The organism is Lentzea sp. NPDC051208 (assembly GCF_040682435.1).
GTDB classification, from domain to species: domain Bacteria; phylum Actinomycetota; class Actinomycetes; order Mycobacteriales; family Pseudonocardiaceae; genus Lentzea; species Lentzea kristufekii.
The window spans coordinates 101,423-124,902 of record NZ_JBFBAW010000013.1; the positions used below are offsets into that span (position 1 = coordinate 101,423).

A 23,480-nucleotide genomic window follows, 5' to 3' on the forward strand; every position below is an offset into this window, starting at 1 on the left:
ACCCGTGGACTTCGGTGTAGTGCTGCAGACCGACCCGCCGGCGCGGGACGTGGTGGAAGGCCTCCGCGCGGCCGAGGACTGCGGCTTCCGCTACGGCTGGACGTTCGACTCCTGCGTGCTGTGGCAGGAACCGTTCGTCATCTACTCGCAGGTGCTGGCGGCCACCCGCGACCTCGTCGTCGGGCCGATGGTCACCAACCCGTCGACCCGCGACTGGTCGGTGACCGCCTCGCTGTTCGCGACGCTGAACGACATGTTCGGCAACCGCACGGTCTGCGGCATCGGCCGCGGCGACTCGGCCCGCCGCGTGATCGGCCAGAAGCCCGCGACGCTCGCGACCCTGGGCGACGCGATGCACGTGATCAAGGAGCTGGCGGAGGGACGGGAGGTCGAGCACCACGGCACGCCGGTGCAGATCCCGTGGGTGCGCAACGGAAAGCTCGAGATCTGGATGGCCGCGTACGGTCCGCGCGCGTTGAAGATGGTCGGCGAGCAGGCCGACGGCTTCATCCTGCAGACCGCCGACCCGGACATCGCCCGCTGGACGATCGGGTCGGTCCGCGAGGCCGCGGCGGCCGCCGGGCGTGACCCGTCGGCGATCACGATGTGCGTGGCGGCACCGGCCTACGTGGGCACAGACCTCGGCCACCAGCGCGACCAGCTGCGGTGGTTCGGCGGCATGGTGGGCAACCACGTCGCGGACCTCGTGTCGCGGTACGGGGACTCGGGCGTCGTGCCCAAGGCCCTGACCGACTACATCAAGGACCGCGAGGGCTACGACTACTCCCACCACGGCAAGGCGGGCAACCGTTCCACCGACTTCGTGCCGGACGCGATCGTGGACCGCTTCTGCCTCGTCGGGCCGGAGTCGGCGCACGTCGAGCGGTTGCAGGAGCTCAAGGAGATCGGTGTCGACAACTTCGCGCTGTACCTGATGCACGACGAGAAGGACAAGACGCGCGACGCGTACGGATCGGCGGTCATCCCGGCGGTGTAGCGGCGTGCCGGACGTGCTCGAATCCGCGGAGGGCACGTCCGGTGCGCGTCGCACGGTGATAATGGTCTTGATGCCTGACGAGCCGCCCACCCAGTCCGTGGAGAACACCGTGCACGGAGACGTGCACGGGATGGTCCTGCAGGTCGGCGCGGTCACCGGCGACTTCCACCACCACCAGCACCCCGGTCCCGCTCGGGCCACCCTCCCGCTGCGGTGCGGCCTGGTGCCACCCCGCGCGGCCGCGTTCCAGGAACGGCCGGTCGACCTCGACGCTCCGGTGACGGTGCTGTCCGGACTGCCGGGGGTGGGCAAGAGCCAGCTGGCCGCCGGTCACGCCGAACGGCTGTGGGCCGCCGGTGAGGTCGACCTGCTGGTGTGGGTCACGGCGACCTCGCGCGAGTCGATCGTCTCCAGTTACGCCGACGTGGCCGCGAAACTGCTCGGCGTCGACGATCCCGATCCGGAGCGGGGCGCGCGCACGTTCCTGGAGTGGCTGGCGGGCACGCACGAGCCGTGGCTCGTGGTGCTGGACGACCTGCGGGCTCCTGCCGACCTCGACGGGCTGTGGCCGCCGGCCGGTGGCCAGGTGGTGGTGACCACGCTGCGCCGGGACGCCGTGCTGCGCGGGCACCAACGGCGCCTGGTCGCCGTCGAGGCGTTCACCGAGGACGAGGGAATCGCCTACCTGCGAACGGCGCTGGCCGATCAGCCCGCGCTGCTCGACGACGACGGGCTGGTGCGCGAGCTCGGCGGGTTGCCGGTGGCGCTGGCCCAGGCCGCGGCGAACATGCTGGACAACCACCTGTCGTGCGCGGAGTACCGCGCTCTCCTGCCGGAGCGGCTCGATCCCAGTGCGGCCACCTGGTCGCTGGCGGTCGAGCAGGCCGGCCGGCTCGCGCGCACCGGGGTGGTGCTGCCGCTGCTCGACGTCGCGAGTGTGCTGGACGCCAACGGGATTCCCCTGGCCGTCTTCACGACGCGGGCGATGCTCGACTTCCTCGGTGTGGACGAGGCCGATGCGCGGGACGGGCTCGGATGCCTGCACCGGCTGAGTCTCTTCACCTTCAGCGAGGGGGCGGTGTCCCGCGAGGTGCGGGTGCACTCGCTCGTGCAGCGCGCCACCCGCGCGGCGTGGTCCGACGAGCGGGCCGGGGTGGTGGTCAGGGCCGCCGCGGACGCGCTGGCGCAGGTGTGGCCGGGCGTCGTGACGGATCCGCTGCTGGGTCAGGTGTTGCGGGCCAACGCCCAGGCGCTCGCCGATGCCGGTGGCGCTCACCTGTGGCGCCCGGAAGGTCATGTCCTGCTGTTCCTCGCGGGCAGGAGCCTCGGCGAGGCCGGGTACCACGCGGACGCCGTCCGCCACTTCGACGATCTCCAGGCCGCCGCCACCAGGTACCTGGGCCCTGATCACCTCGACACCCTGCTCTGCCGCTTCAACGCCGCCGGCTGGCGTGGCAGCGGAGGCGACGCGGCCGGAGCGGTCGAGGGGTTGCGGGACCTGCTCACCGACGTGACACGGCTGTTCGGGCCGGACCACGTCGAGACGCTGAGAGTCCGCAACAACCACGCCCACTGGCTCGGTGCCTCGGGTGACAGGGTTGGGGCGGTCACCGCGTTCCGCGACCTCTTTTTCGACCAGATGCGGGTGCTCGGCCCCGATCACCCGATGACGCTGACCACCCGCCACAACCTCGCTTTCGCGCAGGCGAAGTCGGGGAACCCCGGCCGCGCGGTGAAGTCGTTCGAGACGCTGGTGCGGGATCTGGAGCGCATCGCGGGCCCGGACGATCCCGGTGCGCTGGAAGCACGCTCCGGTCTCGCCGCCGTCCTGGCCGAGGCCGGAGACCTGGACGACGCGGCCGACGAACTGGAAGACCTCCTGGAGGACCAGCTCCGGGTACTGGGCGCGGACCACCCGCGCACGATGTCGACCCGGTGGAGCCTCGCCCAGTGGCGGGGGCTGACCGGTGATCCGGCCGGTGCGGTGGAGGAGTTCGAAGAGCTGCTGGAGCACCAGATCAGGGTGCTCGGCGAGCACCACCCCGACCTCCGCGCGACCCGCGAGAAGCTGGAGCACTGGCGCGGGGTCAGCGAACCGGGCGAGTCCGGCCGTCCCAGCCCCGGGTGAGCCCGGGCAGCAGTTCGGCCAGCTGCACCGGGTACACGGTGTCCTCTGTGGACTCCAGCTCCTGCGCGCTCCACCAGCGGTAGCCGGAGATGCTGGTCTCCTCGACGTCGTTGAAGCCCGAGGTGTCGACGCTCAGGTCGCCGTCGACGGTGGCGTGGAAGAACCACTCCTCGGCGTCGAACGTCTCGCCGTCGAAGCTGAACACCGCGCGACGGCGCCAGATCGGGCCGGTCAGCTGCTCCGGCGCGAGCTTGAGGCCCGTCTCCTCGAAGGTTTCCCGCACGGCCGCGTCCCGCAGTTCCTCGCCCTTCTCGACGCCGCCGCCGACGGTGAACCAGAAGAGCTCCTGGGGGCGGGCGGGATCAAAGCCGTGGAAGAGCAGCACACGGCCTTGGGCGTCCGTGAGGACCACGCGCGCGGACGGCCGGGGCGTGAGCAGCACGGCGTCCGACGGGGCAGGCGGTTCGGCGATCTCGAAGTACGACGGCTGCGGCGCCGTGCCGGCCAGGCGCAGCCAGCGCACGACGCGGCGGCGGCGTAGCAACAACGTGTCGCGCACGGCGTCGTTGTGCACGCGGCGGGCGAGCATGACGCGTTCCTCGGCGTCGGACAGCTCGGCGGCGAGCGCGGTGGGAAGAACGGACCGGTCGAGAGCGCCCAGCAGGGCGGAAAGTTCGTTCTCGAGGAGTTCGCGGTCGGCGCGGGAGGCGGCCTCGGCCCTGGACGCGGCGGCGGAGAGTTCGGGGTCCAGCAGCGCGCGGACCACGACCGCCCGCCGGGCCAGGGCGGCGTCGACGGCGGCCCAGGCGGCGTCGGTGCGGACGTGCAGGCGGTCGAGGCGGTTCGCGATGCGCAGGATCCAGGTGGCCAGCAGCAGGGTCACCAGGACGATGACGAGTGCGGTGATCATGCCTCGCTCACCCGGCGCGGGTCGGCGGCGATGGCCGTCTCGTAGACGCGCAGCACCTGCGAGGCGACGACGGACCAGTCGAAGGCCTGCACCCGCTGGGAGGCGAGGTCGATGTACTCCGCGCGCAGTGCCGAGTCCCGCAGCACCGGGCGCAGCGCGTCGGCCAGCGCGTGCGCGTCGCCCACCGGGAACAGCACGCCGGCCTTGCCGTCGTCCAGCACGCGCCGGAACGCGTCGAGGTCTGAGGCCACGACCGCGGTGCCGGCCGACATGGCCTCGGTCAGGATGATGCCGAACGACTCGCCGCCCGTGTTCGGGGCGACGTAGACGTCCACGGAACGCAGCATCCGGGCCTTGTCCTCGTCGCTGACCTGGCCCAGCAGGTCGACCCGGTCGGAGAACGGGCCGTCGAACGGGTTCTCGCCGCGGCCCACGACGAGCAGGCGCAGGTCGGGGAACTCGTCGGCGATCAGGCCGAACGCCTCCCACAGGATCGGCATGCCCTTGCGCGGTTCGTCGTAGCGGCCGACGAAGCCGAGCGTGCCACCGGCGCGCGGGTAGCCGTCCAGAGTGGACGCGGAGGCGAAGAAGTCGACGTCGACGCCGTTCGGGATCTCCACCGCGTCACCGCCGAGGTGCTCGACCTGCACGCGGCGGGCCAGCGCCGAGACGGCGATGCGGGCGGTGACCTTCTCCAGGAACGGCTGCAGCACGCCCTGGAACGCCGACAGCATCTTGGAACGCGGCGTCGAGGTGTGGAAGGTGGCGACGATCGGGCCGTCCGCGACCACCAGCGCCAGGAACGACAGCGACGGCGCGGTGGGCTCGTGCAGGTGCAGGACGTCGAACTCGTGCTCGTCGATCCAGCGGCGGACCCGCGCGTACGACACGGGACCGAAGCTCAGACGTGCCACCGAACCGTTGTACGGGATGCCGACCGCGCGACCGGCGGACGTGACGAAGGGCGGCAGCGCCTGGTCGTCGTCGGCGGGCGCGAGGACGTTCACCTCGTGCCCGAGGCCGATCAGGGCGCGCGCGAGATCGACGACGTGCGCCTGCACTCCTCCGGGCACGTCCAAGGAGTACGGGCAGACGATGCCGACCTTCACCGCGAAAGCCTCCGAGCAAGGGCGGCGCGGCGCTTCTCGGGCAGGTCGGCGAGCCAGAGCTGCTGCAGCATGTGCCAGTCGGCCGGGTGCGCGGCGATGTCGGCGGCGAACACGTCCGCGACGGCCTGCGTGGCGGCCTGGACGGTGCTGACCTTGATCGGCGGGTGGATGCGGAAGTGCCAGCCGTCCGCGGTGAACCAGCACCCGACCGGCAGCAGCGCGGCGCCCGTCGTCGAGGCCAGGTGCGCGGGTCCCGCGGGCATCAGGGTCTGCTCGCCGAAGAACGTCACGGGCACGCCGGTCGACGTCAGGTCGCGGTCCGCCAGCAGGCAGACGACCTTGTTGGCGCGCAGGCGTTCGGCCAGCACCGTCGCGGGTGGACGGTCGCCGCCGTGCAGCGGCAGCACCTCGAAGCCCAGCGTCTCGCGGAACTCCACGAACTTGCGGTACAGCGACTCGGGCTTCAGCCGTTCGGCCACCGTCGTGAACGTGCCGGAGTGGCCGACGAGCCAGACGCCCGCCATGTCCCAGTTGCCGCTGTGCGGCAGGGCGGCGATCGCACCGGTGCCGTTCGCCAGCGCCGCGTCGAGGTTCTCCTGGCCGGACACCTGGAACCGGTGCTGCTCGTGGGCGGCGCGCAGGTCCATCGACGGCAGCCGGAACGCCTCGCACCAGTAGCGCGCGTACGAGCGCAGCGAGTCGCGCACCAGGTCGTCGAGCTCGTCCTCGCCCGCCTGCGGCACGACCCGGCTCAGGTTCCGGCGCAGCTGCTCGACGCTGCCGCCACCGCGACGAGCCGCGTAGTCGGCGCCCGCGCGGAACAACCCGCGCGCCCACGACTCCGGCAGCAGGCGGACCAGCCGCCACCCGGCGGTGTACCCGAGGGTCGCGAGGTTCACGCGGCCTCCCGCGCCGACTTCGCGACCGCGAAGATCCGCTGCAGCACCGTCGCGACCGTCATCGCCGCGAGCAGCCACAGCGAGATGGCCATCAGGTGCGGCACGCCCAGCCCCTGCACCCCGGCACCGATCAGCGCGATGATGAACCGCTCGGCCCGCTCGGCCAGCCCGCCGTCGGCGGAGAGGCCGGTCGCGTCGGCGCGCGCCTTGACGTACGAGATGACCTGCGAGGCCACCAGGCAGATGAACCCGGCCGCGGCCGTCCACCGGTCGCCGGTGTCGAACGCGTACCAGGTGAGCGCCGCGAACAACGCCCCGTCCGCGATGCGGTCGCAGGTGGCGTCGAGCACGGCACCGAACTTCGTGGGCCCCTGCGCGCGGGCCATGGCACCGTCGATCAGGTCGAGCAGCACGAAGAACGCCACCAGCGCGCAGCCCAGGAACAGCTGACCGCGGGGGATGAACCACAGCGCGCTCGCGACGGCGCCGATCGTGCCTGCGACGGTCACGGCGTTGGGCGTGAGGCCACGCGCCAGCAGCCACGCCCCGATCGGATCGGTGACGCGCGAGACGGACGCGCGAGCGAAGATGTTCAGCATGGCAGGTCGCAGCCTAGCTGGACTGGTGAAACACACCCCTCGCGCCCCTTGCCTGATCGCACGCGGGGACCTTTCGTGCGCATGGAGAGTACGAAAGGTCCCCGCGTGCGATCAGCGTCTGCCCGAGCCGGGCTATCCGAGGCGGGCTACCCGAGGCGGCGGTGGTCCTCGGCGATGCGTTTGAGCAACGCCTGCAACTCCTCCCCTCGCACCGCCAGCCGCTCCAGCCGCCCGAACAACGCGAGGTACTCGCGCACGTCCAGCGGGTCGGTGATGGTGGCGTTGCCGGTCAGCACGCTGACCGTGACGACACGCTCGTCGTAGATGTGGAAACCGTGCAAAGCGACCACGTTCGCGTCCGCGGACCACGGCACGACGCCGAGCCGGACGTTCGGGCGGCGCTGGATCGCGGCCAGGTGCTCCACCTGTTCCGCCATCAGCTCCGCCGAACCCATCCGCCAGCGCAGCGCGCTTTCGGAGAGGACGAACACGAACTGCTTCGCCAGGTCGTCCATCCGGGAACGGCGGGTGCGCAGGGCGGCCACCGCGGCCTCCTGCTCCGAATGCGGCATCGTCCCCAGCACGATCCGCAGGTAGGACTCGGACTGCAACAACGCGGGCACCAGGTTGACCTGGAAGAACCTCGATGTCGCCGCCCGCGCCTCCACGCGGCTGATCGTCTGCTGGTGGCGGTGCGCTCCACGGTGCAGCACGACGCGGCGGGTTTCCGCCTCCGCGTGCAGCGACCTGGCGAGTTCGACCAGTTCGATGCGCGTCTCTCTCGCGGCAGCCAATTCCGCCACAAGACGCTCCACATCCGTCACGGACGGGAGCAGCATGCCGTTCTCGATCTTCGACAGCTTGGACTGGCTCATCCCGGTGGCACGGGCGGTGGCCGTGCCGGTCATCTTCGCCTCGGTGCGCAACCGGCGTAGTTCACGCGAAAGCCGCTCTCTCGCTAATCGCGAACGCTCAGGTGCGGTCATGTTCGCACCGTAACCATTCGCACACGGTGAGACGATCGGCCATAGGCGGGGACTTGACTCGCAGTTGACACCTCCAGGTGGGTGATCTCACCTACCTGGAATCGCTTTGTGCTGGCGTTACGTCTCGATCGACTGGAGAAAAGCACCCGAAAGTTGTAATCGAAACCTATTCCGTTCCGCGTGGAAACAGCCTCGATTGTCCAGTGCGGACAACATGAGTGGTTTTTGTCACTCTTTTGTCCAACAATTAGTACGGCTTTCAATCACGGTCACGCCGACTAAACGCCTCGTTTAGTCCGCAATACCGCGCGAACACCAAGGCCGATGCCGCCGAAAATCAGCACGAACGCGATGAGCCCGAGGCCCGGAGCATCGTCGTGCTGGGCGTACAGGAGCGCGCTGACACCGAGCGCGACGAGCAGGACGCAGCCCACCAGGGGCAGCAACAGTCGAGGCATAGATCGACTATCGCGCGCGATCTATCGAAAGTCAACAGATAGACACCGCGAAACGATCAGTCGACCGTCTTCCAGCCGTCCGCCAGCAGCTGACGGGTCTCCCCCAGCAGCTGCGGGAGCACCTTGGTGTGCCCGATGACCGGCATGAAGTTCGCGTCGCCGCCCCACCGCGGCACCACGTGCTGGTGCAGGTGGGCGGCGATCCCGGCGCCGGCGACGACGCCCTGGTTCATGCCGATGTTGAACCCGTGCGGTGCCGCCACGTGCCGCGCGACCGTCATGGCCTTCTGGGTGAACGCGGCGAGCTCGGCGGTCTCCGTGACCGTCAGCTCCGGGTAGTCCGCCACGTGCCGGTACGGCAACACCATCAGGTGACCGGGGTTGTACGGGTACAGGTTCAGCAACGCGAAGACCTCGGCCCCGCGCGCGATGATCAGACCGTCGGAGTCGGACAGTTCCACCACGCGGCAGAACGGGCAGCCCGCGGGCTCGTCGCCTTCGGCCTTGCCCGCGCCCTGCACGTACGACAGGCGGTGCGGGGTCCACAGACGCTGCAACGCGTCGTGGACCCCCACACCGGCCTGCTCGGAGTACTCAGGCGTCACGAGAGCAGTTCCGCCGTGGGCGAGGCGTTCTCGCGACGGCCGACCCACTCGACGATCTGCTCGACCGCCCGCTCCACCGGCACGCCGTTGATCTGCGTGCCGTCGCGGAACCGGAACGACACCGCGTTCGCCTCCACGTCCTTGGCACCGGCCAGGAGCATGAACGGCACCTTCTGCATGGTGTGGTTGCGGATCTTCTTCTGCATGCGGTCGTCCGAGGCGTCCACGTCGACCCGGATGCCGGCCTTGCGCAGCACGTCGCGCACCGCGAACAGGTGGTCGGCGTTCTCGGACGTCACCGGGATGCCCATGACCTGCACCGGCGCGAGCCACGCCGGGAACGCGCCCGCGTAGTGCTCCGTCAGCACGCCGAAGAAGCGCTCCACCGAGCCGAACAGCGCGCGGTGGATCATGACCGGGCGCTGGCGGGAGCCGTCCGGGCCGGTGTACTCCAGTTCGAACTTCTCGGGCAGCATGAAGTCGAGCTGGATGGTCGACATCTGCCAGGTGCGGCCGAGCGCGTCCCGCGCCTGCACGGAGATCTTGGGGCCGTAGAACGCGGCGCCACCGGGGTCGGGCACGAGCTCGAGACCGGACTCCTCGGCGACCGAGGCGAGCGTCGCGGTCGCCTCCTCCCAGATGTCGTCCGGGCCGACGAACTTCTCCGGGTTCTTGGTCGAGAGCTCCAGGTAGAAGTCGTCCAGACCGTAGTCGCGCAGCAGGTCCAGCACGAAGTTCAGCAGCGACTTCAGCTCGTCGCGGACCTGGTCGCGCGAGCAGAAGATGTGCGCGTCGTCCTGCGTCATGCCGCGCACGCGAGTCAGGCCGTGCACCACGCCGGACTTCTCGTAGCGGTAGACCGAGCCGAACTCGAACATGCGCAGCGGCAGCTCGCGGTAGGACCGGCCGCGCGCCTTGAAGATCAGGTCGTGGAACGGGCAGTTCATCGGCTTGAGGTAGTAGTCCTGGCCGGGCTTGCGGACCGTGCCGTCCTCGTTGTACTCGGCGTCGAGGTGCATCGCCGGGTACATGCCGTCCTTGTACCAGTCCAGGTGACCGGAGACCTCGAACAGCTTGCCCTTGGTGATGTGCGGCGAGTAGACGAACTCGTAGCCCGCCTCGGTGTGGCGCTGGCGGGAGTAGTCCTCCATCGCCTTGCGGATGATGCCGCCCTTGGGGTGGAACACCACGAGGCCGGAGCCGATCTCGTCCGGGAACGAGAACAGGTCGAGCTCGACACCGAGCTTGCGGTGGTCGCGGCGCTCGGCCTCGGCCAGGCGCTCCAGGTAGAGGTCCTGAGCCTCCTGCGACTCCCACGCGGTGCCGTAGATGCGCTGCAGCTGCGGGTTGTTCTCGTTGCCGCGCCAGTACGCGGCGGCCACGCGGGTCAGCTTGAACGCCGGGATGTGCTTGGTGGTCGGCACGTGCGGGCCGCGGCACAGGTCGCCCCAGACCTGCTCACCGGAGCGCGGGTCGAGGTTGTCGTAGATCGTCAGCTCGCCGCCGCCGACCTCCATGATCTCGCTGGTGTCGACGTCGCTCTTGATGTCGACGAGCTCCAGCTTGAACGGCTCTTTCGCCAGCTCGGCCTTCGCGGAGTCGATCGACTCGACGACGCGGCGGGAGAACCGCTGCGAGGACTTGATGATCTGCTTCATGCGCTTCTCGAGCGCCTGCAGGTCCTCGGGCGTGAAGGGCTTCTCGACCTGGAAGTCGTAGTAGAAGCCGTCCTTCACGGGCGGGCCGATGCCGAGCTTGGCCTCGGGGAACTGCTGCTGCACGGCCTGTGCCAGCACGTGCGCGGCGGAGTGGCGGATGACGCTGCGGCCGTCCTCGGTGTCCGCGGCGACGGCCTCGACCTCGACGTCGACCTGCGGGGTCCACGACAGGTCGCGCAGGTGGCCCTCGGCGTCCTTCACGACGACGATCGCGTCGGAGCCCTTGCCCGGCAGACCGGCTTCGCGCACGGCCGTGCCCGCCGTCGTCCCAGCCGGAACCACCACGCGCGGCGGGTTCTGGGCGACTGCTGGGCGCGACTCGGACACGGTGACTCCTACGATCGATGCAATGGGGTGAACGGATCAGATGTTATCGGTGCTCAAGACGGACATGACGATCGCGTCGTGGAAGACGCCGTCCCAGAGCAGGGCGTCCCTCAACCGGCCCTCCTCGCGGAAGCCGAGCTTCTCGTAGACGTGGATGGCCCGCTCGTTGAAGTCGTACACCTCCAGATCGACCCGGTGCAGCCCGCGCTCGTGAAACGCGTGGTCGAGGACGTGCTTGATCGCGATCGAGCCGTACCCCTTGCCGAAGCCGTCCCACAACGCGATCCGCATGCCCGCCGAGCGGTTGTGCGGATTGATGGTGAGAACGACCTCGCCGAGGAACTTCCCGTCCTCGGTGATCGCGCGGGTGTAGCGGTCCGGATCGTTCAACGTCCGCTCGATGTACGCCTCGTAATCCTCCAGCGTGAACGTCGCGTGAGTACCGGTCAGGCGGTTGACCTCGTCGTCGTTCGGCCGGGTCGCGGCCATCTCGGCGGCGAACTCCTTGCGCAGGGGTACGAGTTCCATGCACCGATTGAAGCGGGTGCGCGCAACAGGATTCCGGCCGCGTTACCTACGTACGCGCTTCTGAGTGGTTTTTCGGATGCGGCCGAGCACCCGGGGCGAGCACGCTGTTGTCTCCCGGCCCGCCGAATGGAGCATCGATCATGTCCGACCTGGTCGTCGAATGCCCGGTCCGCCTCACCGAGTCCAACCGGGACGAACTGCGCCTGCTCTACGCCGATCTGCGCGACCACTACGCCCGACGCGACGCCCGCAACGGCACCCGCACGACGTTGCACTTCCTGTGGACCGGCGTCCTGGACGACGAGCTCTTCGGCGCGACCTACGCCGACCAGCGGCACGTTTTCGCTGGTTCCAGGCCTGTCATGAACTCGCTGCGCGATCCTGGAGGACTTCAGGAAACGAACAGGTGGCTGTCAGCCCCAGCTCAGCCGAACGGCGCATCGTTGAGGACATGAGCGAGCAGGGACAGACGCCTCCACCGCGGGAGCCGTCCAAGAACGAGCCGCAGGCCAGCCCGCCTGCACCGGACCAGGCAACGACCCCGCTGCCGGCCGACGCACCGGCCACGCCTGGTCAGCACCCGACCGCCGAACTGCCGGCCCAGCCCGCCACGCCGGTGGCGGAGCAACCCGCACCAGCTGCGGCTGAACAGCCCGCACCGGCCGCGGCCACGGCGGCGGAAGCACCGACTCCCCCTCCAGCGGCGCCGCCTGTGGCCGCCGTGCCCGTGGGCCCCGGCCGGGGACGGCGTTTCGTGCGGCACCGCGCCACGCAGCTGGTCGCCGTGGGCCTGCTGGGGCTCGTCCTCGGCGGCGGCATCGTGGGAGCGGTCGCCGCCGAGCGCTCCGACCACCGCGGCGGTCCGGGCAAGGTGCGGGTGCACGAGCGCGGAGAGCGCGGGCCCGACCGCGGCGGAGACCGCTTCGAGCAGCGCGGCCCCTTCGGTGAGGGCCGGCCCGGCGACCGCTTCGAGCGGTGACCGACCGAGCGCACGCCCAGCGAACAACCGATTCCCCGACGGCGCTGGGCGTGCGCTCCCCAAAACCAGGAACGCGCGCCACGGCCGGATTAGTCCCCCTCGTTCTGCGGTGGCGTGCGTTCCGCCCACCTGTCTAGTGGGGCTGCGGCCCCAGCCGGATCGCCAGCAGCTGACGCCGCAGCACCTTCCCGGTCGCGTTGCGCGGCAACTGCGGCACCACGACGACCTCGCGCGGGACCTTGTGCCGCGCTAGCCGGGTGCGCACGAACTCGCGCAGCTCCCGCACGTCGATCCGCGCTCCGGCGACCGGCACCACGAACGCGCGCAGCCGCTGCCCGTATTCGGGATCCGGCACGCCGAGCACCGCCGCGTCCCGCACTCGGTAGTGCGTCATCAGCAGGTTCTCGACCTCGACCGGGTACACGTTCTCGCCGCCGGAGACGATCATGTCGTCCTCGCGGCCGTCGAAGTACAGCCGGCCGCTGGGGTCGAAGTGCCCGAGGTCGCCGGTCGCGACGAGCCCGTCGATGGACTCCTTCTGCGTGCCGTCCGTGTACAGGTCGACGGTCAGGGAGCCGCGCACGTAGATCTTGCCGGTCACGAACGACCGCGTGATGCGGTTGCCCTCGGCGTCGTAGATGCGCACGACGCAGTTGTGCGGTGGCAGGCCGACGCTGGACGGCGCGGCCGCGAGGTCCTCAGGGGTGGCGACCGTGGCGACCGCGACTTCCGTTGAGCCGTAGAGGTTGTAGAGCACCGGTCCCAGCACGGCCTGGGTGCGTTCGACGAGGTCCGGTGTGATCGGCGCGCCCGAGGAGAACACGACCTTCAGGTGGGAGAGGTCGTACGAGTCGATCACGTGCCGTTCGAGTTCCATGATCCGCTGCAGCATCGTCGGCACCAGGACGAGCGTCGTGCAGCGCTGGCCCTGCACCGACCAGAGCGTCTTGCGCGGGTCGAAACGGCGGTGCAGCACCGCGCGTGATCCCAGCGACATCGCGAGCGTCAGGTGCGAGTAGCCGACCGAGTGGAAGATCGGCGCGGCGATGAAGGTCGACTCGCCGGAGGTCATCGGGATGCGGTCGAGGAAGTCCGACGCGGTGAGCACCGACTTGATCTCGCGGGCGGTGCCCTTGGGCGTCCCGGTCGTGCCGGACGTCAGCTGGATCACGACGCCCGGTTCGCGCGGCGGTTCCAGTTCGCCGCGCGGCGCCTTGGCCACGAGCTGGTCCAGTGTCGGTGTGCGACGGTCCAGTCCGTCCCGCGACCACGCGAGCCAGCGCGGGATCGACGGCGGCAGCTGGTGGAACAGCGGCGTGAACTCCTCGTCGTGGATGACGAGCGACGCGCGTTCACGTTGCAGGAGGTCCAGGACCACCGGGGCGCCGAACCCGGTGTTCACCAGGAGCACGCGGACACCGAGTTTGGCGCACGCCAGCAGTGATTCGACCATGCCGCGGTGGTTGCGGCACATCACCGCGACGATGTGGGTGTGCTGCACGCCCAGAGCGCGCAGGCCCTGCGCGATCGCGTTGGAACGCCTGTCCAGCTGGCGGTAGGTGACGGATCCTCGTTCGTCGACGACGGCGATGCCGTCCGGGTTCAGCCGGACGGAACGGCGCAGCGCCGTGACGTTCGGCCCCCAGACCTTGACCTCTTGCAACGCCTGCATCGACATCTTGAAGTTCGTGAGACTCACCATGCCCGCGGCGGACAAGACGCGGAGTGAGTGCACCCGGCCCATGGCGTCGCGAAACACCTTGCGCAACCCTGGCATCAACAGCTCCTCGCGCTGCAAGTCCCCGAGGTGTTCGGACGGTAACTGTCCGCAAGGCTCACGCCAAGGGCTGTTCCATGCGGAATGTGCATGACAACACGACATTCTACCCTGCAAACGTTTACAGCGGACCGCTTTCACAACCGTGACCATTCCCACCGGTCCCGGCGGGGTCTGACGGGTCAGACCAGGAAGCCGCGCAGCAACGACGCCGTGCCGTCGAGGTGTTCGGCCATGGCCTGCCGTGCGCCGACGGGGTCTCCGTCCAAAATGGAGGCGATGACTCGTTCGTGCTGGGCGTTGGAGTGCGCGAGGTTCGGTTCGAGCAGCGGGATGTGGTCCAGCAGCTCGTTCGCGCGCATCCGCGACTCGGCGACGGCGGCGGTCAGCGCGGCCGATCCGGTGGCCTCGGCGATCGCCAGGTGCAGCCGCGAGTCCTTGCGGCGGTACTCCGCGAGCGTCGAGGTGGAGGCCTCTTCCAGACGGGCGCGCAGCCCTCGTCGTTCGGCGGGGCCCAGCGACCGTCCCGCCGCCGTCTCGGCCGCCCCGGTCTCCAGCACCCTGCGCAGCGTCAGCACGTCGTGGACGTCGCCGAAGTCCTTGGCGGGCGCGGACTTCGGCAGCACGTCGTTGACGAACGTGCCGCCGTACCGGCCCCTTCGGGACTCGACGTAGTGGTTCTCCTGCAACGACCTGATGGCCTCGCGCACGGTCACCCGGCTCACGCCGAGCCGGGTGGCCAGCTCCCGTTCGGACGGCAGCCGCTCCCCCGGCGCGACGACGCCGAGCCGGATGGACTGCATGAGCCGTTCGACGGTCTCCTCGAAGGCGTTGCCCGCCCGTACCGGGCGGAACAACGCCTCCTGCGCGTGTTCCACCATCTAGAGCGGTGTCACGTACGCGCCGGCGATGCCGCCGTCCACGAGGAAGTTCGACGCCGTCATGAACGACGAGTCGTCGGACGCCAGGAACGCGACGGCCGCGGCGATCTCCTCGGGTTCGGCGAACCGACCGAGCGGTACGTGCACGAGGCGCCGTGCGGCCCGCTCCGGGTCCTTCGCGAACAGCTCCCGCAGCAGCGGGGTGTTGACCGGGCCGGGCGACAGGGCGTTGACGCGGATGCCCTCGCGCGCGAACTGCACACCGAGTTCGCGCGACATCGCCAGCACGCCGCCCTTCGACGCCGTGTAGGAGATCTGCGACGTCGCCGCGCCCATCGTCGCCACGAACGACGCGGTGTTGATGATCGAACCCTTGCCGTTGGCCTGCATGTGCGGAATGGCGTACTTGCAACACAAATAAACCGACGTGAGGTTCACCTTCTGGACGCGCTCCCACGCCTCGATGCCCGTGGTGAGGATCGAGTCGTCGTCGGGCGGCGAGATACCGGCGTTGTTGAACGCGATGTCCAGCTTGCCGTAAGTGTCCACAGTGGTCTGGAAGAGCGCTTTGACCTGTTCCTCGTCGGTCACGTCGACCTGGACGAACAGCCCGCCCGCCTCGTCCGCGGCCGCCTTGCCGGTGGCCGGGTCGAGATCGGCGACGACGACCTTCGCGCCCTCGCTCGCGAACCTGCGCACGGTCGCGAGTCCGATCCCGCTGCCGCCACCCGTCACGACGGCCACGCGGCCCTCGAGTCGCTGCACCATCTTGTTTCTCCTGTCAGGTAGCGATGAAGACGTTCTTGACTTCGGTGAAGGAGTCGAGCGCGTCCGGGCCGAGCTCACGGCCGAGCCCGGACTGCTTCACACCACCGAACGGGGTCCAGTAGCGAACGGACGAATGCGAGTTCACCGACAGGTTTCCGGCCTCGACCGCACGCGAGACGCGGATCGCGCGGCTGACGTCGTTGGTCCAGATCGACCCGGACAGGCCGTACTCGGAGTCGTTCGCGATCCGGACGGCGTCGGCCTCGTCGGTGAACGGCAGCACGACGACGACCGGTCCGAAGATCTCCTCGGTGACCGTCACGTGGTCGGCGGGAGGCGTCAGAACCGTGGGCGGGAACCAGAAACCGGGTCCGTCCGGCGACGACCCGCGGAACGCGACGTGGGTGTCGTCTGGGACGTAAGACGCGACCTTGCTCAGGTGCGACGCGCTGATGAGCGGCCCCATCTCGGTCGCCTCGTCGCCGGGTTCGCCGACCTGCACGCCCTGGACCGCGGGCTCCAGCAGTTCCATGAACCTGTCGTAGACGCTCGCCTGCACGAGGATCCGCGACCGGGCGCAGCAGTCCTGCCCCGCGTTGTCGAACACCCCGTACGGCGCCGTGGCGGCCGCCTTCTCCAGGTCGGAGTCCGCGAAGACGATGTTCGCCGACTTGCCGCCCAGTTCCAGCGTCACCCGCTTCACCTGGTTCGCGCAGCCGGCCATGATCTGCTTGCCGACCTCGGTCGAGCCGGTGAAGACGACCTTGCGCACCAACGGATGCGTCACGAACCGGTTGCCGACGACGCTGCCCTTGCCCGGCAGCACCTGGAACACGCCCTCCGGGAGGCCCGCCTCCAGCGCGAGCTCGCCGAGGCGGATCGCGGTCAGCGGGGTGACCTCGGCGGGCTTGAGCACGACCGTGTTGCCGGCGGCCAGCGCGGGTGCGAACCCCCAGCCCGCGATGGGCATCGGGAAGTTCCAGGGGACGATCACGCCGACGACGCCGAGCGGTTCGTGGAACGTGACGTCGAGCCCGCCCGCGACCGGGATCTGCTTGCCGAACAGGCGTTCCGGCGCGGCCGAGTAGTACTGCAGCACGTCGCGGACGTTGCCGGCCTCCCACCGCGCGTTGCCGATGGTGTGGCCGGAGTTCTCGACCTCCAGCCGTGCCAGCTCCTCGACGTGCGCGTCGACGACCTCCGCGAACTTCCGCAGCAGCCTCGCGCGGTCACCGGGGGCGACGCCGCGCCAGCTCTCGAACGCCTTCTGCGCCCGGCCGATCGCCGCGTCGGTGTCACCGAGGGTGGTGTGCGGCACGGACCGCACGATCTTCTCGGTGGCGGGGTTGATGACGTCAAAGGTCACGACGCTTTGCTCCTTGCCGCATCGACGAGGGCTTCGAAAAGCCTCAGGTCTTCGATGTCCTGCTCCGGGTGCGACTGCACGCCGACGACGAACCGCGCGCCTTCCAGCTCGACGGCTTCCACGGTCCCGTCGGGCGCCTTCGCGGTGACGCGCAGCCCGTCCGCCACGCGGTCCAGCGACTGGTGGTGATGGCACTGCACGGTCGTCTCCGGGCCGATGATCGTGTAGAGGTGCGTGTCCTGCACGACCTCGATCTCGGTGGTCCCGAACACCCCGGGCGCCTCGTTGTGGCCCTCGACGTGCTGGTGCAGCGTGCCGCCCAGCGCCACGTTGAGCACCTGCATGCCCCGGCACACGCCGAGCACCGGCAGGTCGAGCTTCAGCGCGGCGCCGACGAGCGCGAACTCGGCGTCGTCGCGGGCGCGGCTCGGCTCGCCGGTCTTCTCGTGCCTCTCCGCGCCGTAGGCCGCGGGGTCGATGTCGGCGCCGCCCGCGATCACCAGGCCGTCCAGGAACCCGATGGTCTCGGCGTTCCAGGTGCCGACCGGTGGCAGCATGACGGGGTTGCCCCCGGCCTCGACCACGCAGTCGAGGTAACCGCGGTAGAGCACCGCGGCCTCCACGTCCCACAGCCCGAAGCGCGTGCGCTCCAGGTACGTGCTGATGCCGATGATCGGCTTAGAGGCGCTCAAACCCGCGCACCTTCTCCCAGTCCGTGACCGCCGCCTCGAACGCGGTCAGCTCGATCTTGGCCGCGTTCAGGTAGTGGTCGACGACGTCCTTGCCGAACGCCTCGCGCGCGATCGTGCTGCCCGCCAGCAGTTCCGCCGACTCCTTGAGCGTCGTCGGCACCGTCGGCCGGTCGGACGCGTAGGCGTTGCCCACGAACTCGTCCTCCAGCTCCAGCTTCTGCTCGACGCCGTGCAGGCCGGCCGCGATCAGCGCCGCCACCGCGAGGTACGGGTTCACGTCACCGCCGGGGACCCGGTTCTCGAACCGCAGCCCGTGGCCGTGGCCGACGACCCGCAGCGCGCACGTGCGGTTGTCGCGTCCCCACGCCACCGCGGTCGGCGCGAACGAGCCCTTCACGAAACGCTTGTAGGAGTTGATGTTCGGGGCGAGGAAGTAGGTGAGCTCCCGCAGCCCGGCCAGCTGGCCCGCGAGGAAGTGCTTCATCAGCTGGGACATCCCGTGACCCTCGGCGAAGACCGGCTCGCCGTCCTTGGAGCGCAGGGAGAGGTGAATGTGGCAGGAGTTGCCCTCGCGTTCGTTGTACTTCGCCATGAACGTGAGCGCTTTGCCCTGCTGGGACGCGATCTCCTTGGAACCGTTCTTGTAGATCGCGTGCTGGTCGCACGTGCGCAGCGCCGTCGTGTACTTGAACGCGATCTCGTGCTGGCCGGGGTTGCACTCGCCCTTGGCCGACTCGACGACCATGCCGGCGCCCGTCATGCCGTTGCGGATGGCCCGCAGCAACGGTTCCACGCGCGCGGTGCCGAGCAACGAGTAGTCGACGTTGTACTGGTTGGACGGCGTGAGGTCGCGGTAGCCGGCGTTCCACGCCTGCTCGTAGGAGTCGTCGAAGAGGATGAACTCCAGCTCGGTGCCTACGTAGCAGTCGAGGCCGAGCGCGTCGAGCCGCTCGAGCTGCTTGCGCAGCACCTGGCGCGGCGACGCGACGACGGGGTCGCCGTTCTCCCAGACGACGTCGCACATGACGAGGGCGGTGCCCTCCTGCCACGGCACGCGGCGGAGCGTCCCGATGTCCGGCTTCATCACGAAGTCGCCGTACCCGCGCTCCCAGCTCGACATCTCGAAGCCGCTGACCGGGTTCATCTCGACGTCGACGGCGAGCAGGTAGTTGCAGCCCTCCGCGGAGTGCCCGAGAACCTCGTCGAGGAAGTACCGCGCCGCACACCGCTTGCCCTGCAGGCGGCCCTGCATGTCCACGATCGCGACCAGGACGGTGTCGATCTCACCGGCGTCCACGGCATCGCGCAACTCCTCGACGGTCAGCATCTCCGCGTTCCTCCAAAGGTATGTCTGCGAGCCATTGGCCGCACCATCTTGACACCACCGGGTGACTGGCGCCACCCTCAACCACCGCTTAAAGGACTATTAGGAGTCCATATGGCCAAGCACGTCGAGTACGAGAAGGTGAGCAGCGACTACCTCGAGCACCGACAGCTCAAAAGAGGCGCGGCGGGGTGGGTCCTGCTGGCCGGGCTGGGAGTCTCGTACGTGATCTCCGGCGACTTCGCCGGGTGGAACTTCGGCCTCGCCCAGGGCGGCTGGGGCGGGATGCTGGTCGCCACGATCCTGATGGCGACGATGTACACGTGCATGGTGTTCGGTCTCGCCGAACTGGCCTCAGCGCTCCCTGTGGCGGGCGCGGGCTACGGTTTCGCGAGGCGCGCGCTCGGCCCGTTGGGCGGGTACGCCACAGGTATCGCCATCCTCATCGAGTACGCCATCGCTCCCGCGGCGATCTCGGTGTTCATCGGCGACTACATCAAGGCGCTCGGTCTGCTGGACGCCACCTGGCCGGTGTACCTGGTGTGCTACATCGTGTTCGTCGGCATCCACCTCTACGGCGTCGGCGAGGCGCTGCGGGTGATGTTCGTGATCACCGGTATCGCGGTCGTGGCCCTGGTCGCGTTCGTGGCGGGCATGATCCCGAAGTTCGACTCCGCGAAGCTGTTCGACATCGGCGACGGCTCGTTCCTGCCGATGGGCGTGACAGGGGCGTGGGGCGCGATCGTGTTCGCGATCTGGTTCTTCCTCGCGGTGGAGGGCGTGCCGCTGGCCGCCGAGGAAGCGCGGGATCCCAAGCGGGACATGCCTCGCGGCATCATCGGCGCGATGGTCGTGCTGCTGGTGTTCGCGGCGGCGATCCTGCTCGTCGCGCCCGGCGGTGCGGGTTCGAAGGCGCTGGAGGCGTCGGGGAACCCGTTGCCCGAGGCGGTGCGCGCGGCCTACGGCGGTGACACGTTCCTGGCGCAGCTGGTCAACTACGTCGGCCTCGCGGGTCTGGTCGCGTCGTTCTTCTCGATCATCTACGCGTACTCGCGGCAGCTGTTCGCGTTGTCGCGCGCGGGATACCTGCCGCGCTGGCTGTCGAAGACCGGCAAGCGCAAGACCCCGTACCTCGCTCTGATCGTGCCGGGCACCATCGGGTTCGTGCTGGCGACGGTGATGAAGTCGGTCGACCCGGTGACGGGTGGCGCGCGGCTCATCAACATCGCGGTGTTCGGCGCGGCCCTGTCGTACGTGCTGATGATGGTGTCGCACATCGTTCTGCGCAAGACGGCGCCGGACCTGCCTCGCCCGTACCGGACTCCTGGCGGTGTGGTGACCACGAGCGTGGCGCTGGTCCTGGCCGTCGCGGCCGTCATCGCGACGTTCTTCGTGGACGAGATCGCTGCTGCCGTGACGGCGGGAATCGTGTTGATCGCGGTCGCCTACTACTGGTTCTACAGTCGTCATCACCTGGTCGCGAACGCTCCGGAGGAGGAGTTCGCGGCGATCGCGAAGGCGGAGGCCGAACTCGACTGAGCGAGCGACCGAGCGGCGGCACGGGCCTCGTCGGCCGTGCCGCCGCTCGGCGTCCGCGCGCCCCTAACGAGGTGGGGCGTCCCCCTAACGGGTGACCTCGGCCCCTAAGGAGTTCGGCCGTCCGAAATAGGGGGATCACACCCGATGTCAGGGGGATGTTGATCTCAATACGGTTCCGGTGACATCCCCCGACCCGCCGTAGGAGCTCCACTCCCATGATGCAGCAGGACATTCAGCCGGCCACCCCGCAGCAGCCCGTCCAGCCCGCCGCGCCCGAGGTGACCGCCCCGGCCGCCCCCGTGGCCGTGCCGCAGGAGGCCCAGCCGGCCACGCTGCAGGAGTTCGCCCTGAGCCTCCTGGACGACCCGGCGGCCCTGTCGGCGTTCGAACTCGACCCCGAAGGCGTCCTCAGCGCCTGCGGTCTGAGCGACATCACCCCCGCTGACGTCCAGGAGATCCTCCCGCTGGTGCTCGACGCCGCCTCGATCGCGGACGTCGACGGTCTCTCGTCCTACAGCGCCCTCACGGGCCTCGCGAACCTCGACGCCGCCAGCGGCTTCGCCGGCGACCTGTCCGGCCACTGCGACGTGTCGGGCACCCTCGACGGCGTCAGCGGCGTCGTCCCCGGCCTCGGCGACGTGGCCGGCCTGGGCGGCGTCGCGGACCTCGGCAACGTCACCGACCTGTCCGGTGTCACGGGTCTCGCCGGCACCGGCGACGTCCTCGGCACGGTGACCGGGGTGGCGGACGTCGACGGCGTCCTCGGCACCGTCACCGGCGTGACCGGCGTCGTCTCCGTCGACGGCGTGCCCGGCGTGCTCGGCGCCGTCACCACCGACGTCACGACCGTCACCGACGTGGTCCACGAGGTCGTCCCGGACGTCGCGCCGGTCAGCGGCGTGCACGACACCGTCCACGGCGTCGTCGACGGCACGGTCGGCACCGTGCTCGGCGGCGATGTGCTCGGCGGAGTCACCGACCTCGACCTGCTCGACGGCGTCGGCGGTCTGACCGAAGGCCTCGGCCTCTGATCTGATCGCTCGAGTGAGCAGACGAGCGTTGATCCTCGGCGGCACGGGCCTCATCGGCCGTGCCGCCGCTCGGCGTCTGCGGGCGTCGGGCTGGACCGTGGACGCGGCAGGCAGCGAGGTGGACCGTTCCGACCCCCGCGCGCTGGCTTCCGCGATGGGCGATGGTGCCGACCTGCTGGTCGACTGCCTCTGCTACTCCGCCGCGGACGCGAGGACGTTGCTCCCGTTGGCACGCAGGGCCCGGTCGGTCGTGATGATCTCGGCCAAGGCGGTCTACGCGGACTCTCTCGGGCGCCACGTCAACTCGGACGAGCCTCCCCGGTTCGACGGCCCGGTCACCGAGGACCAGCCGACGCTCGCGCCGCTCGACTCGGACCCGTTCACCCGCGAGGGATACGGGCCGAACAAGGTGGCGGCGGAGCGGACGCTGCTCGACAGCGGCCTGCCCGTCACCGTGCTGCGACCGTCCAAAGTGCACGGTCCCGGCAACAGGCGGCCGCCGGAGTCCTGCTTCGTCGACCGGATCCTCGCCGGGCACAAGATCGTCCTGCTCGCGTCGCGCGGCGAGGGCGCCGACCACCCGACCGCCGCCGCGAACCTCGCCGCGCTGATCGAGACCGCCGGGGAGCACCCCGGCGCGCGGGTGCTGAACGCCGCCGACCCGGACGCGCCCAACGGCCTGGAGATCTCGCGGATCATCGCCCGCGCACTGAACCACGAGTGGCACGAGATCCTGCTGGACCACGACGAGGCAGGCCGTCACCCGTGGCGCCGGGGCTTCGTCCTGGACACCTCGGCAGCACTGGCACTCGGCTACCGCCCGGTAGGCGACTACGCCCTCACCGTGCGGGAGACGCTCCGCGACCTCGTTTCGAGCAGCTCGTGGCAGGATCGGTCACGTGAGTGACATTCAACGTGTGGGAGTCGTCGGTTCCGGCCTCATGGGCTCCGGAATCGCCGAGGTGAGCGCCCGCGCCGGCCTCGACGTCATCGTCGTCGAAGTCAACGCGGCCGCGACCGAGGCAGCGCAGGGGCGGATCGCCACCTCGCTCGCCAGGGGCGTCAAGTCCGGCAAGCTCAGCGAGGAGGACCGGGACGCCGCTCTGCAGCGCATCCGGTTCACCACCGACATCGGCGAGTTCGCCGACCGGCAGTTCGTGGTCGAGGCGGTCGCCGAGAACGAGCAGATCAAGACCGACGTCTTCACCGCGCTCGACAAGGTCGTGAAGGACGACGACGCCATCTTCGCGTCCAACACGTCGTCCATCCCGATCATGAAGCTCGGCATGGCCACCGGTCGCCCGGAGCAGGTCATCGGCGTGCACTTCTTCAACCCGGTGCCGGTGCTCAAGCTCGTGGAGATCGTGCCGTCGCTGCTGACCGGCGCCGCCACGCAGGACCGCGCGGAGCAGTTCGTGCGCGAGACCCTGCACAAGGAGGTCATCCGCTCGCAGGACCGCGCCGGCTTCGTGGTCAACGCGCTGCTGATCCCCTACCTGCTCTCGTCGATCCGCATGCTGGAGTCAGGCTTCGCCTCGGCCGACGACATCGACAACGGCATGGTGCTCGGCTGCGCGCACCCGATGGGCCCGCTGCGTCTCACCGACCTGATCGGCCTCGACACCACGAAGGCGATCGCCGAGTCGATGTACGACGAGTTCAAGGAGCCGCTGTACTCCCCGCCGCCGCTGCTGCTGCGCATGGTGGACGCGGGCCTGCTGGGCAAGAAGTCCGGCCGCGGTTTCCACAACTACGCCAAGTGACCTAACGAGAAGGCCCGCTCCCCGGAGCGGGCCCCTCCTGACGGCACGCGGGGACCTTTCGTACCGTCAGACCGCACGAAAGGTCCCCGCGTGCGG

At 69.7% G+C, this 23,480-nt stretch carries 23 protein-coding genes; 8 read left to right on the forward strand and 15 right to left on the reverse strand.

The window, feature by feature from the left end:
- Nucleotides 1-4: 4 nt before the first annotated feature.
- Nucleotides 5-997: a TIGR03842 family LLM class F420-dependent oxidoreductase gene (locus AB0M48_RS29260; RefSeq protein WP_363848079.1), complete on the forward strand. Its 993-nt coding sequence runs from the start codon at nucleotides 5-7 to the stop codon at nucleotides 995-997.
- Nucleotides 998-1,067: 70 nt separating this feature from the next.
- On the forward strand, nucleotides 1,068-3,125 hold the full coding sequence (locus tag AB0M48_RS29265) for a tetratricopeptide repeat protein (RefSeq protein WP_363848082.1): 2,058 nt from the start codon (nucleotides 1,068-1,070) through the stop codon (nucleotides 3,123-3,125).
- Here the strand turns inward: AB0M48_RS29265 and AB0M48_RS29270 are convergent.
- The 9 genes from AB0M48_RS29270 to AB0M48_RS29310 form a co-directional block, all read right to left on the reverse strand.
- A complete protein-coding gene (locus tag AB0M48_RS29270) occupies nucleotides 3,085-4,035 on the reverse strand; it encodes an NUDIX domain-containing protein (RefSeq protein WP_363848084.1) in 951 nt (316 codons plus the stop codon). The genes AB0M48_RS29265 and AB0M48_RS29270 overlap by 41 nt on opposite strands.
- A complete protein-coding gene (locus AB0M48_RS29275) occupies nucleotides 4,032-5,144 on the reverse strand; it encodes a glycosyltransferase family 4 protein (protein WP_363848087.1) in 1,113 nt (370 codons plus the stop codon). Before AB0M48_RS29275 ends, AB0M48_RS29270 begins: the two co-directional genes overlap by 4 nt.
- Nucleotides 5,141-6,043 carry a phosphatidylinositol mannoside acyltransferase gene (locus AB0M48_RS29280; protein ID WP_363848090.1) on the reverse strand — a complete coding sequence of 301 codons (903 nt, stop codon included), beginning with the start codon at nucleotides 6,041-6,043 and terminating at the stop codon, nucleotides 5,141-5,143. Before AB0M48_RS29280 ends, AB0M48_RS29275 begins: the two co-directional genes overlap by 4 nt.
- Nucleotides 6,040-6,642, reverse strand: coding sequence for a phosphatidylinositol phosphate synthase (gene pgsA / locus AB0M48_RS29285; protein WP_363848092.1), 603 nt, complete (start codon nucleotides 6,640-6,642; stop codon nucleotides 6,040-6,042). Before pgsA ends, AB0M48_RS29280 begins: the two co-directional genes overlap by 4 nt.
- A gap of 146 nt (nucleotides 6,643-6,788) precedes the next feature.
- A complete protein-coding gene (locus AB0M48_RS29290; protein ID WP_363848096.1) occupies nucleotides 6,789-7,628 on the reverse strand; it encodes a helix-turn-helix transcriptional regulator in 840 nt (279 codons plus the stop codon).
- A 278-nt stretch (nucleotides 7,629-7,906) separates the two neighbouring features.
- Complete coding sequence (locus AB0M48_RS29295) at nucleotides 7,907-8,086, reverse strand: hypothetical protein (RefSeq protein WP_363848099.1); 180 nt, start codon at nucleotides 8,084-8,086, stop codon at nucleotides 7,907-7,909.
- A gap of 56 nt (nucleotides 8,087-8,142) precedes the next feature.
- Nucleotides 8,143-8,691: an HIT domain-containing protein gene (locus AB0M48_RS29300; RefSeq protein ID WP_363848102.1), complete on the reverse strand. Its 549-nt coding sequence runs from the start codon at nucleotides 8,689-8,691 to the stop codon at nucleotides 8,143-8,145.
- Nucleotides 8,688-10,694 (reverse strand): threonine--tRNA ligase, encoded by a 2,007-nt coding sequence (thrS, locus tag AB0M48_RS29305; protein ID WP_363848545.1) that lies wholly within the window; start codon nucleotides 10,692-10,694, stop codon nucleotides 8,688-8,690. Before thrS ends, AB0M48_RS29300 begins: the two co-directional genes overlap by 4 nt.
- A 78-nt stretch (nucleotides 10,695-10,772) precedes the next feature.
- The gene (locus AB0M48_RS29310; RefSeq protein WP_319987219.1) at nucleotides 10,773-11,264 is read right to left on the reverse strand and encodes a GNAT family protein; all 492 of its coding nucleotides are present in this window, start codon (nucleotides 11,262-11,264) and stop codon (nucleotides 10,773-10,775) included.
- A 140-nt stretch (nucleotides 11,265-11,404) separates the two neighbouring features.
- Between AB0M48_RS29310 and AB0M48_RS29315 the strand changes: the two genes are divergently transcribed.
- Entirely contained in the window at nucleotides 11,405-11,719 is a 315-nt protein-coding gene (locus tag AB0M48_RS29315; RefSeq protein WP_363848105.1) for a hypothetical protein, read from the forward strand.
- Nucleotides 11,716-12,243, forward strand: coding sequence for a hypothetical protein (locus tag AB0M48_RS29320; RefSeq protein WP_363848108.1), 528 nt, complete (start codon nucleotides 11,716-11,718; stop codon nucleotides 12,241-12,243). The genes AB0M48_RS29315 and AB0M48_RS29320 overlap by 4 nt, the downstream gene beginning before the upstream one ends.
- 133 nt (nucleotides 12,244-12,376) lie before the next feature.
- On the opposite strand, the gene AB0M48_RS29325 is transcribed toward AB0M48_RS29320, so the two are convergent.
- The 6 genes from AB0M48_RS29325 to AB0M48_RS29350 form a co-directional block, all read right to left on the reverse strand.
- The gene (locus tag AB0M48_RS29325) at nucleotides 12,377-14,020 is read right to left on the reverse strand and encodes an AMP-binding protein (RefSeq protein ID WP_363848111.1); all 1,644 of its coding nucleotides are present in this window, start codon (nucleotides 14,018-14,020) and stop codon (nucleotides 12,377-12,379) included.
- Between the two features lie 182 nt (nucleotides 14,021-14,202).
- Nucleotides 14,203-14,901: a GntR family transcriptional regulator gene (locus AB0M48_RS29330; protein ID WP_363848114.1), complete on the reverse strand. Its 699-nt coding sequence runs from the start codon at nucleotides 14,899-14,901 to the stop codon at nucleotides 14,203-14,205.
- Entirely contained in the window at nucleotides 14,902-15,669 is a 768-nt protein-coding gene (locus AB0M48_RS29335; protein WP_363848117.1) for a 3-oxoacyl-ACP reductase, read from the reverse strand. It lies immediately after the preceding gene.
- A 13-nt stretch (nucleotides 15,670-15,682) separates the two neighbouring features.
- Nucleotides 15,683-17,035, reverse strand: a complete 1,353-nt coding sequence (locus tag AB0M48_RS29340; RefSeq protein WP_363848120.1) for an aldehyde dehydrogenase family protein — start codon at nucleotides 17,033-17,035, stop codon at nucleotides 15,683-15,685.
- Nucleotides 17,032-17,727, reverse strand: coding sequence for a gamma-glutamyl-gamma-aminobutyrate hydrolase family protein (locus tag AB0M48_RS29345; RefSeq protein WP_363848123.1), 696 nt, complete (start codon nucleotides 17,725-17,727; stop codon nucleotides 17,032-17,034). Before AB0M48_RS29345 ends, AB0M48_RS29340 begins: the two co-directional genes overlap by 4 nt.
- Nucleotides 17,714-19,054: a glutamine synthetase family protein gene (locus tag AB0M48_RS29350; protein WP_363848126.1), complete on the reverse strand. Its 1,341-nt coding sequence runs from the start codon at nucleotides 19,052-19,054 to the stop codon at nucleotides 17,714-17,716. Before AB0M48_RS29350 ends, AB0M48_RS29345 begins: the two co-directional genes overlap by 14 nt.
- A 111-nt stretch (nucleotides 19,055-19,165) precedes the next feature.
- Between AB0M48_RS29350 and eat the strand changes: the two genes are divergently transcribed.
- The 4 genes from eat (at nucleotide 19,166) to AB0M48_RS29370 (ending at nucleotide 23,384) form a co-directional block, all read left to right on the forward strand.
- On the forward strand, nucleotides 19,166-20,590 hold the full coding sequence (gene eat, locus AB0M48_RS29355) for an ethanolamine permease (RefSeq protein WP_363848129.1): 1,425 nt from the start codon (nucleotides 19,166-19,168) through the stop codon (nucleotides 20,588-20,590).
- A 218-nt stretch (nucleotides 20,591-20,808) separates the two neighbouring features.
- Nucleotides 20,809-21,621 carry an IniB N-terminal domain-containing protein gene (locus AB0M48_RS29360; protein WP_363848132.1) on the forward strand — a complete coding sequence of 271 codons (813 nt, stop codon included), beginning with the start codon at nucleotides 20,809-20,811 and terminating at the stop codon, nucleotides 21,619-21,621.
- 13 nt (nucleotides 21,622-21,634) lie between these two features.
- Nucleotides 21,635-22,528: an NAD-dependent epimerase/dehydratase family protein gene (locus AB0M48_RS29365; protein ID WP_363848135.1), complete on the forward strand. Its 894-nt coding sequence runs from the start codon at nucleotides 21,635-21,637 to the stop codon at nucleotides 22,526-22,528.
- Complete coding sequence (locus tag AB0M48_RS29370; RefSeq protein WP_319987230.1) at nucleotides 22,521-23,384, forward strand: 3-hydroxybutyryl-CoA dehydrogenase; 864 nt, start codon at nucleotides 22,521-22,523, stop codon at nucleotides 23,382-23,384. The genes AB0M48_RS29365 and AB0M48_RS29370 overlap by 8 nt, the downstream gene beginning before the upstream one ends.
- The last annotated feature ends 96 nt before the right edge of the window (nucleotides 23,385-23,480 follow it).